This is a genomic window from Bacillus cereus group sp. RP32, assembly GCF_040459735.1.
Lineage (GTDB): Bacteria > Bacillota > Bacilli > Bacillales > Bacillaceae_G > Bacillus_A > Bacillus_A wiedmannii.
Map to the genome: position 1 here is coordinate 3,181,066 of NZ_JARVHO010000001.1, position 15,526 is coordinate 3,196,591.

Genomic DNA, 15,526 nt, shown 5'->3' on the forward strand with positions numbered 1-15,526 from the left:
TTATTCAGCCATTTACTAAAGTATCAACTCATTTCATACTTTAGTAGGAGTTTTTATGTAAACAAAAAGAGTAACCATAACAGTTACTCTTGCTTATATATCAAAAAAGTCATTATTTATTTCGTTATTGCTTTTATATTTCAGCTTCTCTTTCCCGCATTTCTCACACAATATATAAAAGTTACACCTAGATTACTTCATTATCCTTAATAAAACCATATTTATGCTTACAGTGAGATTCATCTAAAAAAATTTTAAACCCTTTTTTCAACATAGAACAGTTAACCTCTATGAAAGAATCTTCATCTATTCTGATTACCGATTTTTATTTAAATTCTCAATCTCATTTTGCAACTTTTTGAATTGTTCAAAATGCATAGTGATAGATTGACTGTTACCATAATCAACACTATGCTTCACAAATAAAACACCAGTGTCATGAAAAATTGCTTCCAATTCTTTTCTGATGGATACTTTCATTATATGTGCTGTTTTAATAGCCGATAAAATTGCAATTTCATTAAACTTTAATTTTATTTCATTTGGACAAAATGCTTCTTCAACCAATATAACTTCATTGCTATAAATAAGTGCAACAAGATTACTTGATTTTGCATCTGTTAAATCTACTTTTTTTATAACATTATTCATTACATTTTGCCTCCTTTGATTTCGCATATATTAATTATACAATTGTTTTTCAAAATTAATCGACCTTACATTAATTTTAACATACTTTTATTGTAGGATTAAGCTACACTTCAAACGTTTTACTATTCCACAATTTTTGTTACATGAACCATTTGGACTATAAGACCATATAGTAGTGTTAACAAATGATTGTAAAGCGGGTGAAAAGTATGCCCTCAGTTGTAGGGAATTTAGTTGTACAAAATAGTAACGGTTCATTTAATTTAGGCGATTTCTACAACGTTTCTCCGAAAGAAAATACGAAGGCTTATAATGGATCTGGTGCTTCAAACGTTGGTTTTGTTGTTAATACTTTTAATGGCGTGAGCGCGACTAATACGTTTGATTCTGACCTTGCAGATCAAAACCAAGTGGGTACAGCCTAATCCTATTTTTTCATCGTTCTGTTTAGGAATTTTAAATTTGTCTATACTATAATTAGGCTGTTACACAGCTATTATTGATTTTTGGAGTACCCTATCTTTTTCTCCCTTTCCCTGGGGCTCAGCAGCTAGTATGAATCTAGCTGCTTTTTCGTTTCATTATTTATATCCCTCATCTAAAATAGCGTAAAGGAAGCTAAAATTGAAATTTCAGCTTCCTTTACGTTATTTCAATAATATCAGAAGTATTAAATACGTAAGTTTTATAAAATGCGTCAGTACATATTACACTTTGCTTTAGCGGGTTTATATGCACAACTGTCATATAACTTGTAAGGATGTATCCATCTTCAAAATATGTCACCAATATTTCTTTCTCAGACAATAATGACGTTAATAATTTATCAGAAATTCTCTCTTTTACTTCGTTTGTTAAGAGCGGTTTTTGTACTTTAAACTTCTCTCCAACAATCTTTCGCATACTTAACAACTGTTCCGACATTACTGTAAATGGAACCCATTCTCTTTCTATTTTCTGCACCTTTACATCATTCATTTCTTTATCTCCTTGATCATTTATCCATTCTATTTCACACATATTGTTCCTCGATTATTCATTAATAATTGCTAGGCTCATATTTATCCCGCATTAACAGGTAGTGAAGCTCCTACCTCAAAATCCGCTATATATGAGGAGGTATGACGAAAATCAACTGCCCGTAAACGCTTAATTGGTGAAAGCTAATAAATAACGGACGATGAACACCCAACTAATTAAAGTTTCACTTTATTTCTTATTCGTATACTATCTGCACATACAAGAACATTAGTTCTAATTATACACGAACCTACGTTCTTTTGGAATGATTTAAATTATATTTTTATCCATCATTTATTTTTTCTTCATCAAGTGAGCTTTTCACTTCTTATATAATAGGCCGTCCACATATCAACAGAAAAAGCGACTTCATACAAAGTGAAGTCGCTTTTTTCTAATAACGTATATTTCTATATTTACTTTTCTATCCTGACAAGCGTTCTTTCCGGGATACAAATCTCATCTATATTAAAATGATTTATTTTTAATTTTAATTCTCCCACTCGTTCCTGATCTTCATCACCAACCCAACAACTGAATAATTCAAAATAGTCCCCCTCATTTAAATAACCTTCCATAATCGAGCATAAAGCTAATAGCTTTTTTTAGCTTCTTTCTTCTCCTTTTCACTTTGCCACTCAACAAGTTCAATGCCCCAGCTCGTTGAAACTTCATACGTGTAACTTGTTTGAAATTGAAACTCTTGTACAATTTCAAGCATACTTTCATCTGAAAAGCACGATCCAAAAACAATTGCATCATTAGAATCTGGATCCGTTAACGGAATTTCTACATTGCACCCTATATAACTTGCTAAACTCATTTTTACTCCTCCAATATTCGTATACAAAATACTTCATATAAACATTTATCTACTCGAATATAAAATCCCTGCCTAAACTAAAAAGTTTTAATTTTTCAAGTTTATTAACCAACTATAAATGAAAGCATATATTATAAAGAACGAACTCACAAAATTTCTATAGAAAAGAGAGCAATGTAAACACTCTCTTTTCGTACATACTGTTTAAGAATACATAATCTCCCCTTACTACATATATTTTGGTTGTACTATTATATGTAATTCCCTCTCCGTTACTGCTTTTTTTGGGTTACGAAAATACTCTAATTCGTATTTTAATACTTCATAGTCAACCATCCCAATCTTAATCCCTTTCGTTTCTTTTAAAATAGCTAATAAGTTACTTATATCTTCATCATGCGATTCAAAAACCTTCCCTCCGCCTTCTCTCTGAAAAATTACTTTCATATTTTCTCCTCCTACATAATATATTTATCTATTAAGTAATTCGTTTAAAAGCATTCTTTCTTTATTCTAAAAATTTCATACTAAAAAGAACATCCTTTTTTAGTAGAATGCTCTGCTTTTCACTTCATTTAACATCAATATTTTTTCAATACTATTGTATGTTTCATTCTGCAAATTATGTTTATCCACTTCAATAAAGAAAAACTTAAATCACTTCAGGTTTTAATTAGCCCGCGCCAATCAGACTACATGCAAATAGTGGAATGAAATTAAGCAAACGAAACATTATAATATCAACATTCTATGAAGCATTGATCATTCCAATTTTAAAAAAATACATAAATTCCCATTGTAATTCTTAATATTTAAATGTAATATTATATTGTCTTACTATCTATTTATAACACACACACTAACTAGAAAAAGGAACCTATATAGGTTCCTTTTTCTAATTGCAATCATTATTTCTTTTCTAGAAATTCAAATGTATTTTTAAATTCTTTATCATTCACTTTAATATCAGCATCTTTCAATAAATCATTAACTACTTGCTGTTTCCATTTACCTGTCGTATCTTGTAGTCTTTGCTGTTCTAAATCTTTACGAATTTGATTTTTTACTTCATCAAATGGCTTCAATTCTTTTTTATCTGTCACTTTAATAATATGGTAACCGTGAGTTGTTTTTACTGGCTCACTTACTTGTCCTGCATCTAATTTATATGCAGCTTCCTCAAATTCTTTCACCGTTTGCCCTGGAGCAAAACCAGTTATTTCTCCGCCTTGTTCTTTTGAACCAGGATCCTCTGAGTATTGCTTCGCTAAAGTTGCAAAATCTTCACCATTATTTACTTTCTCTTTCACTTCTTTAGCAGTCTTTTCATCTTTCACTAAAATATGACTTACCTTAATCTCTGGTTTATAGTTATCTTTTACATCTTTTTCTGTGACAGTCGCTTTAATCGCTTTCTCAAATGCGATTTCCGGCTTCATTTTTTCTTTTAATTCATCTTCATTTTTCAATCCAACTTGCTCTAAAGTCGATTTAAAGTTGTCACCCATTTTATCTTTTGCTTCTTCTACTTGTTTTTTTGCTTCCTCATCTGAAACTTTATATTTATCTAGTAACGCCTTACTTAACACCATTTGGTATAAAGTACTTTCCCCATATTTTTGTCTTAATTCTTTACTTAACTCTTTCTCTGTAACATTTCCTACTTTTGATGTTACTACGTTGTCTGAGGAACCACATGCCGATAATGCCAGTACTACGCATGAAATAATTGTTCCTAAAAATAACTTTTTCTTTTTCAATTCAAAATACCTCACTTTTATTATTATATAAGAATAACTATACATTATACTTGTGTTAACAATGTGTTTTCCACATGTAATTCATTTCATTTGAATAAACTATGTATCTTGTTCTTTTTTGTTCAAATATTAAAGGTCATCTTACTATTTATCAGTAAAATGACCCTTTACGTATTCCTATAGATTCTTAATAGTTACATGTTCTTCCAGTATCCAATTATTTTGCCCGATATCTACTGCATTTTTGGCTCTTCCCCACACACGAAAAGATTTTGATCCATCAATATTTCCTTTATAATTTATACATTCAGGCTCTGCATAATAATTCACTCCATACCCAACAGGATATTTTGAAACTGCATAAAACCATTCTACATCAAAATGTTTTACATATACCCACTGTTTATCATTGCCTAAGCAAATCATATCTTTATCTGCGTCTTCCCAATAACCATGTAAGACTAAATATGGATTTTTTTGAGTGATTGTACCTGTAAACTGAGGATTCGTAGGATTTTCATATACGTTTATGCCATATCCATCAGGATATTTTGAAACTGCAATACCAATACCATTTGATTGCTGTGTATTCTCTTTGTTAAATTGAATAGATTGATTTACTTGATCCGAACCTATAAACCAAGAAAGCGACTTATTTCCTATTAATTTATTTAAATCACATTTTCCAATACCAGGAACATTTCCCGCATCAGTATATTGCCAAATATCACACGGATATGCTGGCTTATTTCCTCCATAACGAGGAATCCATACAAAATCAACTTCAATATTACGTGCTCCAAATGATACATACGTGTGATGCCCCACGTATAGCCCTACTTTTTTCGCACCTAAACGGCGTAATTCATCTATAAACGCTTGTGTCCCCCCTTGCATATCCATCATCGTTTGAATTTCTACGTCCACCACCCAAAACTTAGCAGATTTATCGCCACGACTCCAAAAATCTTGTGCCTCTTTCCTTGCATCAGCAATAGATATAAAGCGACAAAATGCATAATTACCAAATGGAATACTGCGTTTCTTCATTTCATTCACATAATTTTGATACATAAAATCTACCGTATTCGAGCCATCTTGAACTCTAGCAATAACTAAATCTAGCCGAGATGCTGCAATATCCCAATCAATAGTTCCATTCCATTTTGAAATATCGATAATATACCCCACTACAATTCATCCCCTTTTTAATATCATATTCAAAGCTTGTCTTATTGAAAGCCCCTTATGCCTAATACTAGCTATCTATAATATAAATAAGGAGAATCTATATTATTTTTCAAAACATATAATCTTTTAATTAAACTTCCACTAATTTTATTTATTTTTCATACAGCTCATTCACAAATTCGAGATATGCACTATCATCTATTAGTAAATAATATCAATTAATTAACCTTTCATTAGCGCTATTATTAGAAACGTTTTCATTATTACTACTCATCGATATTAATCTTCTTTAGACTAATAAACATATGTATGACAGCTAACTTACTGTGTTTCTTACGATTATTCTATATTCACGAAAATGATTTCCCTCACATTTCTTATATATTTTCAATTCAAACAGACTACTTTTACATGCTATATGAAATTCTGTAACTCTTTCATCAGTGGCAGTTTCGTTCATCATTCACAGCTTGTTAACCTGTAATTAGCTAGACAAAATAACGTTTATGCATACAAAAAAGACATTTTCTATTAATGAAAATGTCTTCTTACAATTTAGTAAAACAGTTTTGGTGTCAACTCTGTATTTTGTAATTGTGCACTCTCACCGCTCGGAACACAGCTTGTGGAGAATAAAATTGGGATATCACAAATGTCATCGTTCATTACATCATGAAATACATTTGCAGCAACACCAGTAAATGTTTGACATAAATTTGAAATATCATCATTAAAAAATTGAATCACTTGCGCAGCAAAAACTGGAAAGACAACATTTGATCCACCAGGAAGCTGCGGCTGTACAACAACTTGTTCAAAATAAGGATTATTTTCTAACGCCACTTGAAATAAATGAGCAATTTCAAATGCATCTAGTGGACATGGAAGTGGATTTACAATGTTATTTTCATTATTAGTTACAATAACTGTTACACTTACATTCCCAAATTCTACAAAAGATTTTAGAAGCGTTGCTAACGCTATCGCTTTTTCATTACTTAACGCATGCACTAAAATAATATAATTCCCGCCAACTGGAATTAGCGGACCAACTGAAACAGTTGGATCAGCACCAATTGAATTTTTTAACTCATTGAAATATGTGATCCACGGTGGTGAAAGCTGAGCTTGTACATTTTCTTGCACTCTTTCATTACCTCCTAATACAATTCTTACTACTATAATATGTATCAAGGAAAAAAGTGTATTAGATAAATTACTTATTTTTTGCTTTTACCTATTATATCGATTAAACATTTTATAGAACATTCTCAGTTTCCAATGCATTTCCCACATTTTCACCACGGCATAAAACCCCATATTATTATCAACTCAACTAAAATTTCATATTATATTAATACGCCTTTATAATCTGAACGAAAAAGTGCAGAATAAGATGCTGCATATGAGGAGCTGATTTTATGAAAAAAAAACCTATAGTGGTTAAAGTTCCACCAAACTCAAAACTAAAAATCACATTTTTCGGTCCTTGTAACGAGGTAATTACAAATGTTTCTATAATTAATCAACTTTCCACACCTAAGTGTCAAACTATTACGCAATATCCAAACTATAAGAAATACGAAACTGAAGTACGATCATTATCCAGTTGTTAATCCATTCTATTCACAATCCTTACAATTTGGTTAGCTCCGCGACTTCGGGAATAGACCAAAATTACTCATTTCATGTTATTCCATTGATAATCTATTGATTTTTTACACGTTTTTATTAGTCGAGCATATATTATCGTATGGAGATTATCCACTCATAAAACCTATCTTTCTTTAGAGCGTACTTTTTATGTATGCTCTTTTTTTATTTATCTCTCATTCTGTACACATAAACCTGCTCACTTTTATATTTCACGGGCAATCAACCTACCTGCTGCTCATAAACAATTTAATCAATGTGTAATCAACAATACTCCTTTATTTATTATACATTCACTACACTGTTAAATTAGTGTATTCATTCAATCATCTTTCATCTAATATATTTCTCTTCTAAATTGACCATAGATGTATTAAAATTCTTTATATACTCAAGGAGGTCAAATATGTTCAAGTTGTATCCCATACTACTCATCTTAGGATTTATTTTATTTTTATATAGTGTAATCGCCTTAATGTTATTCCTTTCCATACAATAGCAATACCTACACAAACCTATGTTAAATATGTAATTTCTATATAGTAAAGAAAAAGCCCGTAATTATACGGCCTTTTATGTATTAATAAATTAAGATGTCTTTTCTATTCCATAAGACGACTAGCAAATGTAATGCAAAAGAAATTTCACAACCATGTTATATGTTTCGTTGTACTCTTTTTATTACCTAAAGATACCCCTTTCCCCCTTACATCCTAGTATGTGAAATGCTCCTGAAAAAAAACTACATTTAACCTATTTACTTATATATTTTAGAAAAACAATAATAATCCCCCACCATTTGGTGTAGGGGATTAACTAAACCTACTGAAAAGTATTTTATTCTCTTCGTTATTTAATTGGAGAAGGAAATCTTGCAGCTTCAAAATGAACCGTATTCAAACCATTAACATTTTGAACAATTACTCCGGCAACACTACTCTCAGCAAAAACTTCAACTGAATCCCCTGCTTCTAATTGAAGAATAGACGTTACTGAAACATCATTGTTAAAAAATACACCAGTCCCAAAGAAATCATTATCTATTGCTATTGCTGGATTTCCATTCACACGAATCTCAACTCTAGCTCTGTAATTTACATTAAAATCATTTGGAGAGAATGTTATATTCCCTAATACACTATATACCCCTTTAGTCTTCGGAATAAAAATAGATGTTGCTGCATTATATTCATTCGCTAAATCAAACTGTTCATTTTGAAATAATACTTTAACTGAAGTATTTTCCGGAACAGGTTGATTCATTGTATTAACAGCTCTAAATGCAGACGCCCTTACAAGCTTTTCTTTCTTATCATCACAACAATTCACTTTTACATACTTTCTATCACATTGACTATTTTTTCTAAAGCAATCATGACTTTTCTTTTTATAATCTTTACAATACTTACAGTAATAACAAGACGTAGTAAGTCCCCCTTTAAATTTATTATTACATACTATGCAATATAGATTAGAATAGCTTGGACAAACTGTTACTATTTTTAACAGAATAATCCCCACCATTTTGATGAGGATTATTCTTTCTCTTTTGTTTACTCGACTTTATTTAATTGGAGAAGGGAATCTTGCAGCTTCAAAATGTGAGCCGTCTTCTGAAGGACTTAAAACTCCGTCTATGCTACTTTGTGCATAAACCTCAACTTGATCTCCTTCATTCAATTGAATAATCGTCGAAACACTTACTACATTTCCAAAACCTATTGGACCGAAAAAGTCATTATCTATAGCTATTGCTGCGTTTCCATTTACACGAATTTCTACACGAGCTCTATAATTTAAACTAGGATCGTTTGGAAAGAAACCAATCGTTCCAATAATAGAGTAAACTCCCCTAGTCTTCGGAATAAAAATAGACGTTACTGGATTATACTCATTTGCTAAATCAAATTGTTCATTTTGGAACAATACCTTTACAAAAGTATTGGCAGGAACCGTTTGATTCACCGTATTTCTAGCTCTAAATGCAGATGCCCTAACAAGCTTCTCCTCATTGTCATTACACTTACTCGTGCTCTTACAACAATCATGCTGTTTCTTTTTATATTCTTTACAATACTTACAGTAGTAATAGCAAGACATGCTAGTTCCCCTTTCATGCTTATTACTACATATTATGTAAGGGGGATTCGCAATGTTTGGACGAGCTATTGTTTTAGCACTATACCTATCACCTATTTATATACACTTGAGAGGAAAACATATTAATAAAAACACAACCTAGATGTATAGTGCAATCCATTCAAATTTAATGGATTCTTCACTTAGCTATTTTACTTTCAATACAAAAAAGAGCGAATCTACATTCGCTCTTTTTTTATGGCCCAAAGCTTATCATCCAACCTAACATAAATCCAAATACAGCAAACAACAGCATAAAAACAAATAAACTACATGCCCACAATGCATATTTTCGACTTTTGCTTTTTGTGATCATACCTACGACTGAGCACACCACGCCAATACCAACTATTTGCAGAAAACCTTTACCTATAAATGTTTCTTGAGTAAGCAATATAATGTTCAAATACAATAACGCTAGAAAGGCAATAATTAATGAAATAGTCCCCATCCACGTTTCCTGTTTATACATATGATTCTTTCTTTTTTTTAAGAATGCCAATTCCATAACCTCGATTCACCTACTTTCAATTTTCTAACTTTTTCGTGGCTCATCAATTTTTCAACTTCTACTTTAGGCCCAGTTACAACTGCCCCGTATGTTTTCACCCCATTTTTTTCAAGGAAAGAAATACGCTTTGACAACTCTAATACTTTCGCTCTAGATAGCTTCACTGCTAAATCTTCATGCTTCTGTAATGACTTTAAAACATCAATAAATTGTTCCTCATGAGGTAAATCACTTTCAAAAGCACCACTTGGCCTTGAAATCATATCTGCTGGAAAGCCAATCGGTGCTACATACATACCCTCCTCATTCGTTTGCTTCTCCTCTAATCCTGTATGAATGGCATACCACACAATATCAATAGTAGGAAACATATCCGTTACCTCTTGTACACTTAATAATTCTCTAAAAGATACAAATGCTTCTACAACAGATTCTTGCGGAAGACCCTTTAATACTTGCGCTTCTTCGCTACTATTATAGGACGCATTATAATTATTAGGATGAGACAATACTTCGTTGTCTATATACGGGATTTCCGGAATTTTTTCATCTGTTGTATATTCACGGCTTACTTTCGTTGCTCTACTAAATACATAATCTGTTTTCTCTTCTCCTATTCGAATATCTTTCTTTCCTACTCTTTTATACAAATCAAAATGCAATTGCAAACTAAGCGGTAACAACGTTTGCTCCATGTCCCTATCTTTCAAAAATACATTTGGTTCTGTTACACTTAACGTTTGATTTACTACATTTCGTATCTCCATTGCGTTTGTAGGTGCCAATGTATAATATAAGAGTGTTGATATATATATAATAGGTTGAATAAGTAATAAAAAAGTAAATACAATTAAAACATTCGTAATACGTGCTCTTTTTTTACCTATTTTCAACAATTGCTCTTGTTTTCCATCAGATAGTGAAGCCGTTCTTTGATGAATAGCTTCTTGTAACAGTTCTTTATAATCATCTTGTTCAGAATGAGGTTTATCATTTGTCATTTTGACTCTTTTCCTCCTTTAACAATTCTTTTAATCTCTTTCTCCCGCGAAACATGTGACTTTTATACGTATTTAACTTTAAATCTAATACAGAAGCACCCTCTTCGTACGTTAATTGATGTACGTCACATAATAAAATAGCTTGTGCCTCTATTACCGGTAAAGTATGAATAATCTGAATTAACTTTTCATAACTATTTTTTGCGACTACATACTCTTCTGTAGATTCCCCCGCTTGTATTGTCTCTAATTCTTCCGTTCCTACAAAGGTTACTTTTTTCTCTTTCCTAACATAATCAATAAACGTATGATATGCCACTTTAAAAAGCCATGATTTTACCTTTTGATTTTCATAGTCTTCTAAATAAAGATACGCTCGATAAAAAGTCTCTTGCATCAAGTCCTCCGCTACGTGATGGCTACGAGAAAGGGAAAATAAATACCGGTACACATCGTTTATATAAACCTTATATATTTCTTCAATCTCCATCCCCCTCCTCCTTTCATATATAACACGAATAAACAAATTAAAAAGTTGCATTATTTTTCCTTTTTTCTTTTTTATTTATAAGAAAACATCATTTATACATTTTAATAACTATTTACAATTATAAACAAAATATGTGATGTTATGACTGTGAATATCTTTTACAGCCATTAAAAAAACTCCATTTGTATTATGTACGGAAATTATCTCATCGGTTATTTACAAATTGTAGGTGGGGACTATTTGACGCTTACATATACACAATCTTATCCCCCTCAATTGTTCCCGCCATTTACGGGCAATAAGACTCAAACCTCAAAATTCGGCACTTGCGGGAAAGTTGTTAGATGAGAGCCGCCCTGATCGTAACTGCCGAATTTTGAGGGCGGTTACGATCAGTTGCATATCCCCCTACTAATCTCTATAAGTTATATACAGTTCCATATGGGATAGTAAGAAAAGAACTTCCATACGGTGTGATTTGATGCACTGGATAAAAATACTCCATGGATGAATAATACGGCTGGATACCTTGTTGCTGCATTTGCATTTGTTGTTGCATTTGTAACGCTTGTTGAACAGCTTGAACTGTACTTTGTGCTCCGCTGAACGTTATTGATGTACCATACGCTGGTCGCATACCTGTATGGGTAAAATATGAATAAAACATTATTTTCATCTCACTTCCGTAAAAGTAATTACAATTTATGTTATGATTTTTTATTTCAGTGGGTGTGGAGAATTAATCTATTAGCTTTGATTAGGTTTAAAGATTTTTATTATCTGTTACACTTTCATATTTCATTTACAAGGTTCATCTACTAATACTAATTTAATTTTAGAGGGGTATTTTATTTGAATTTTCCGTTAATCAATTCACAAACTAAAGAGATAGTGAATTAACTACGTCTAATTAAATTCATTTACTTTTGAAACTATGAAAATGAATTTTCAAGATTATTAAAGGTATATGACTTATTAATACATCCTCTTCCAAATAAAAGCACCCTCAACGGATGCTTTATTTTTTACAATACTATAATTCATTAGCAATACTTCAATTGTCCACGAATTTCACCATTAGGATATTGTACTGTATGAACATTAATATATATGTTTCCAGATATGATTTCATTTACAAGAGTACCTAATGTTTGACCCGCTAACGGCCCGACCAAATCTTCTTGAGTAATCATTCCCGTAAGAGTTGCACACTCTATTGAAACTGGATTTGTTATAGGTCCAAATAAAAAAGCTACAACAGGACCGTTCGTTCCTTTTGACCCAAGATGCAGATGGGCAGCTACTACATCCTCTATATCGAATAAATCTAGCATGAATTTTAAGCTAAGCTTGTCCGGGCTTAATTTAAAGAAAGCCTCTCCTCGAGCACCTGTTTCTACTGGTGGAACTTCATTCCTACCACGTAACTTTGCAAAGAACATATTTACCACTCCTACGTTGTTATATACTCCTAATATATTCTTGTCCTTCATATATGGTGTTAATAAATCAGCTATTAGTTTACTTAATTTTTTATACCATAGGTTAAATTATCAATTTCTATAAAATCTATTAATATGACTATTACGTATTTCAATTTTATTCATATACTATATTAGATTACTCGAAAGGAGGCGAACGTATGGAAAGCTGTGTTTTGTTCGTTAATGGACAACCTCTTTTAGTGGTCTCAGTCGCTGGAATCGAAATTGCTAGATTAGAACTTTCTCTTCAAGTAGCATTGACTCTAATAGCATTAGGAATTCCAATCTGTGCATAAACGTTAGGTATCTATTCAAAAGAGAGCTTAGGCTCTCTTTTTTATTTATATCTTTCCTTCACAACAAAAAAGACGCCATTAAAATCACGGCATCGCGTAAAATAACTGCTATTTGTTTAATCATTACTTCACTAGCAGCCCTAATTCATGTAGAATTTCTGAGAACGAATAGCCATATGCAAAACCTACAATACGAATTCCTGGAATCCATCTATGTTCTAAATTTTCATTGTATGTTTTCTTATAATACTTTAATTTAGAATCTATACTGTATTTGTCGTTAATAATTACTTCATCGCTATGAAATCCATCCATTTCAATCTGAACAGCTACGTACTCTGCTCCCTCAATAAAGGCTTTATTATAACACTTTTCTAATTCTTCTAATGTCACTCCCATTATTAACCTCCTTTCCAAATGGGTGTTTTGTTCAATAAAAAAGAGCATCTAGATCAGTAGATGCGAAGATATATAAAAGGTAAGCTCTTGGAGTATTTAATAGATTATAAAATGGTTGCTTGTCCTACACTATATTATATGATTTCCATATAAAAATGGTTCATCAAAAAAATAAGATAAAAATTAATCTTTTTCATTTTAGGGATTTTTCACTTTATCAATAGTTATTTAAACTATTCTATTAATCGCTCCCCTCCAACTCCTCGCTTTCTTCACGTATTTGTCCAATTAGTGAAATTACAGAACCTACCGCCTGTATCCAACTTCCAGCAATATCTACCAACTGTCCTTTTTTATTTTCACCTGGTTCGCTGTTTACTTGAGTTTCTAAATTTCCCTCTACATCATTTGATCTATCTTCTTTACTAAATTGCCGTAATTCTCTTTTACTCTTTAGTTCGTAAATCCCTCCAATCGCCTGCAATGAATTCCCTGTAGCTTGCAGTAAGTTTCCTACAATATTTAAAGATTCATCTTTATCGGAACTATCCTCAAATTCATCAGCTAATGCTGTAAGTCCTCCTAAAGCCTGTGTCCAATTCCCCGCAATCACCAATTTAATTTTTGTTTCATTTTGAAACTCAATAACCAATCCAGATATTACAGTTACATTACCTATTGATTGAATTTCATTTCCGATTTTTTCAAGAGATATTCCCCCTTGACCATCAGCTTCTAAAGCATTTCCAACTGCTTGTAGTACGTTCCCATATACATTCAAATCTTTCCTTACATTACTGCTTATAAAATAAAAAGGTGTACTTCCAATAGCGGAAGTTATTGTACCTATAGCTGCTATCAATGCACCAAATATTTCTTTTAGTTGGTTCTCCATTTATAACCTATCCCAACATTAAGTAATTACTTTTATCCTATTCATTCATATATCTACCTGTTAAAAATTCAAACTGTCTCTTAGTTTTTTCTTCCTTTATCAGAGTGTCTTATAAAAGGATTCTTGCTTATAAATAATACTCATATATTGAGCGTAATTCTATATCGTTCTGATACTTATTAATAACACCGTTGCTTAAGCAACTCTCCACTTTATTTTATTAAAATACTCAATACACAGCGTTATTCCCATAAAATAGATAACCATTCGTAAAAAGCCCATATTGGACCAACAAAACATTATAAACATTCACATAAATATATATCTATTTATATCACTTTTTCTATTAAACAAAGTAGTTTTTGCAAATAGATGACTTCTTCACTAAAACACTTAATAAATTACTCTTTTTATGTTTTAAGTTATTAAAAATATATTTCCATTTTGTTTTCTAGTCTTACTTACACTTCTTTTTAATAACCAAGTATTGATTATACTTCCCATAAGAACGTCTCGCTTTTCTAAACATATACTTAGAAGAAAAATATTCCTGAACATTACACAAATACTTACAAATCCTTTAAATGCAGAAGAAAATACAAATTCTTAAGGCATACTTAACGATTATAAAATTTTTAAAAGGAGGTAATTATGAAAAATAATCAAAACTCAAACGATCCGTGCGAAAAATTCCAATTCCCCTGTTTTATTTCTATATCCTCTTGTGATCAAACTAATTGTTGTACACCTGTTTTTTCTCATCTTCTCAGCAACAAGAATTATCGGACCTGTGTATTTACTCCTATGGTTATAAATATTCTTGACTTTCATAAATGACTAAGGCAAACCTCTATTTTTCGCTTCTATTCAAATAAATTTATTTATTACAGTAAAAAACAAATGAAATTTTAGTATTACTCTCCCTCCACTTCCGTATTATTTAAATATTCCATACCCTTGTTCGCTTTAAAAATCTGGTATGCTAAATTACATATCTTATTATCTCAATATCACTTTATTAACTACAATTTGATAGAAATTCATTTGAATCACCTGACAAATCAACATTTGTAATTTAATTCCTTATTTAAAATTCCACCTTATTATTCTTAAACACTATATTCAAATAATCATATTAGGATTTCTTGTTGTATACACATCTATCTTTTTCATGTATTATATACGAGAAGAGTAAGGTAAGAGTTACTCTTTG

The 15,526-nt window shown here is 31.4% G+C and carries 19 protein-coding genes and 1 pseudogene; 3 read left to right on the forward strand and 17 right to left on the reverse strand.

What is annotated here, in order from left to right:
- Positions 1-93: 93 nt before the first annotated feature.
- Positions 94-274 (reverse strand): annotated as a pseudogene (locus QCI46_RS16355) (hypothetical protein).
- 41 nt (positions 275-315) lie between these two features.
- Positions 316-651, reverse strand: coding sequence for a hypothetical protein (locus tag QCI46_RS16360; protein ID WP_001066867.1), 336 nt, complete (start codon positions 649-651; stop codon positions 316-318).
- Positions 652-860: 209 nt separating this feature from the next.
- On the opposite strand from QCI46_RS16360, the gene gerPF reads away from it, so the two are divergent.
- Positions 861-1,076 (forward strand): spore germination protein GerPF, encoded by a 216-nt coding sequence (gene gerPF / locus QCI46_RS16365; RefSeq protein ID WP_001141565.1) that lies wholly within the window; start codon positions 861-863, stop codon positions 1,074-1,076.
- Positions 1,077-1,293: 217 nt separating this feature from the next.
- Here the strand turns inward: gerPF and QCI46_RS16370 are convergent, their stop codons facing one another.
- The 6 genes from QCI46_RS16370 to QCI46_RS16395 all read right to left on the reverse strand — a co-directional run bounded on the left by QCI46_RS16370 (position 1,294) and on the right by QCI46_RS16395 (position 6,591).
- Positions 1,294-1,629 carry a YolD-like family protein gene (locus tag QCI46_RS16370; protein ID WP_353840897.1) on the reverse strand — a complete coding sequence of 112 codons (336 nt, stop codon included), beginning with the start codon at positions 1,627-1,629 and terminating at the stop codon, positions 1,294-1,296.
- 634 nt (positions 1,630-2,263) lie between these two features.
- Complete coding sequence (locus tag QCI46_RS16375; RefSeq protein WP_002071617.1) at positions 2,264-2,494, reverse strand: hypothetical protein; 231 nt, start codon at positions 2,492-2,494, stop codon at positions 2,264-2,266.
- 228 nt (positions 2,495-2,722) lie between these two features.
- A complete protein-coding gene (locus QCI46_RS16380) occupies positions 2,723-2,941 on the reverse strand; it encodes a hypothetical protein (RefSeq protein ID WP_000864293.1) in 219 nt (72 codons plus the stop codon).
- 461 nt (positions 2,942-3,402) lie between these two features.
- A complete protein-coding gene (locus tag QCI46_RS16385) occupies positions 3,403-4,254 on the reverse strand; it encodes a peptidylprolyl isomerase PrsA (protein ID WP_353840898.1) in 852 nt (283 codons plus the stop codon).
- Positions 4,255-4,431: 177 nt separating this feature from the next.
- A complete protein-coding gene (locus QCI46_RS16390) occupies positions 4,432-5,445 on the reverse strand; it encodes a glycoside hydrolase family 25 protein (protein WP_353840899.1) in 1,014 nt (337 codons plus the stop codon).
- Between the two features lie 555 nt (positions 5,446-6,000).
- A complete protein-coding gene (locus tag QCI46_RS16395) occupies positions 6,001-6,591 on the reverse strand; it encodes a hypothetical protein (RefSeq protein ID WP_353840900.1) in 591 nt (196 codons plus the stop codon).
- A 275-nt stretch (positions 6,592-6,866) separates the two neighbouring features.
- On the opposite strand from QCI46_RS16395, the gene QCI46_RS16400 reads away from it, so the two are divergent.
- Positions 6,867-7,061 (forward strand): hypothetical protein, encoded by a 195-nt coding sequence (locus QCI46_RS16400; RefSeq protein ID WP_060488666.1) that lies wholly within the window; start codon positions 6,867-6,869, stop codon positions 7,059-7,061.
- A gap of 886 nt (positions 7,062-7,947) precedes the next feature.
- On the opposite strand, the gene QCI46_RS16405 is transcribed toward QCI46_RS16400, so the two are convergent.
- The 7 genes from QCI46_RS16405 to QCI46_RS16435 all read right to left on the reverse strand — a co-directional run bounded on the left by QCI46_RS16405 (position 7,948) and on the right by QCI46_RS16435 (position 12,681).
- Positions 7,948-8,559, reverse strand: coding sequence for a hypothetical protein (locus QCI46_RS16405; protein ID WP_098148284.1), 612 nt, complete (start codon positions 8,557-8,559; stop codon positions 7,948-7,950).
- 102 nt (positions 8,560-8,661) lie between these two features.
- Complete coding sequence (locus QCI46_RS16410) at positions 8,662-9,198, reverse strand: C1q-like domain-containing protein (RefSeq protein WP_001278094.1); 537 nt, start codon at positions 9,196-9,198, stop codon at positions 8,662-8,664.
- Positions 9,199-9,433: 235 nt separating this feature from the next.
- Positions 9,434-9,745 carry a hypothetical protein gene (locus QCI46_RS16415; RefSeq protein ID WP_088063285.1) on the reverse strand — a complete coding sequence of 104 codons (312 nt, stop codon included), beginning with the start codon at positions 9,743-9,745 and terminating at the stop codon, positions 9,434-9,436.
- Positions 9,727-10,749 (reverse strand): anti-sigma factor, encoded by a 1,023-nt coding sequence (locus QCI46_RS16420; RefSeq protein WP_353840901.1) that lies wholly within the window; start codon positions 10,747-10,749, stop codon positions 9,727-9,729. Before QCI46_RS16420 ends, QCI46_RS16415 begins: the two co-directional genes overlap by 19 nt.
- On the reverse strand, positions 10,739-11,239 hold the full coding sequence (locus QCI46_RS16425) for a sigma-70 family RNA polymerase sigma factor (protein ID WP_088122040.1): 501 nt from the start codon (positions 11,237-11,239) through the stop codon (positions 10,739-10,741). Before QCI46_RS16425 ends, QCI46_RS16420 begins: the two co-directional genes overlap by 11 nt.
- Positions 11,240-11,657: 418 nt before the next feature.
- Complete coding sequence (locus QCI46_RS16430; protein WP_137052593.1) at positions 11,658-11,906, reverse strand: DUF3947 family protein; 249 nt, start codon at positions 11,904-11,906, stop codon at positions 11,658-11,660.
- 376 nt (positions 11,907-12,282) lie between these two features.
- Entirely contained in the window at positions 12,283-12,681 is a 399-nt protein-coding gene (locus tag QCI46_RS16435; RefSeq protein ID WP_137052592.1) for a CHRD domain-containing protein, read from the reverse strand.
- 200 nt (positions 12,682-12,881) lie between these two features.
- Between QCI46_RS16435 and QCI46_RS16440 the strand changes: the two genes are divergently transcribed.
- Positions 12,882-13,019 (forward strand): DUF3956 family protein, encoded by a 138-nt coding sequence (locus QCI46_RS16440; protein ID WP_000443219.1) that lies wholly within the window; start codon positions 12,882-12,884, stop codon positions 13,017-13,019.
- Positions 13,020-13,142: 123 nt separating this feature from the next.
- Here QCI46_RS16440 and QCI46_RS16445 read toward each other — a convergent pair whose 3' ends face one another.
- Both QCI46_RS16445 and QCI46_RS16450 read right to left on the reverse strand, forming a co-directional pair.
- Positions 13,143-13,418 (reverse strand): hypothetical protein, encoded by a 276-nt coding sequence (locus QCI46_RS16445; RefSeq protein WP_137052591.1) that lies wholly within the window; start codon positions 13,416-13,418, stop codon positions 13,143-13,145.
- A gap of 241 nt (positions 13,419-13,659) precedes the next feature.
- Complete coding sequence (locus tag QCI46_RS16450) at positions 13,660-14,313, reverse strand: DUF6944 family repetitive protein (protein ID WP_353840902.1); 654 nt, start codon at positions 14,311-14,313, stop codon at positions 13,660-13,662.
- Positions 14,314-15,526 lie beyond the last annotated feature (1,213 nt).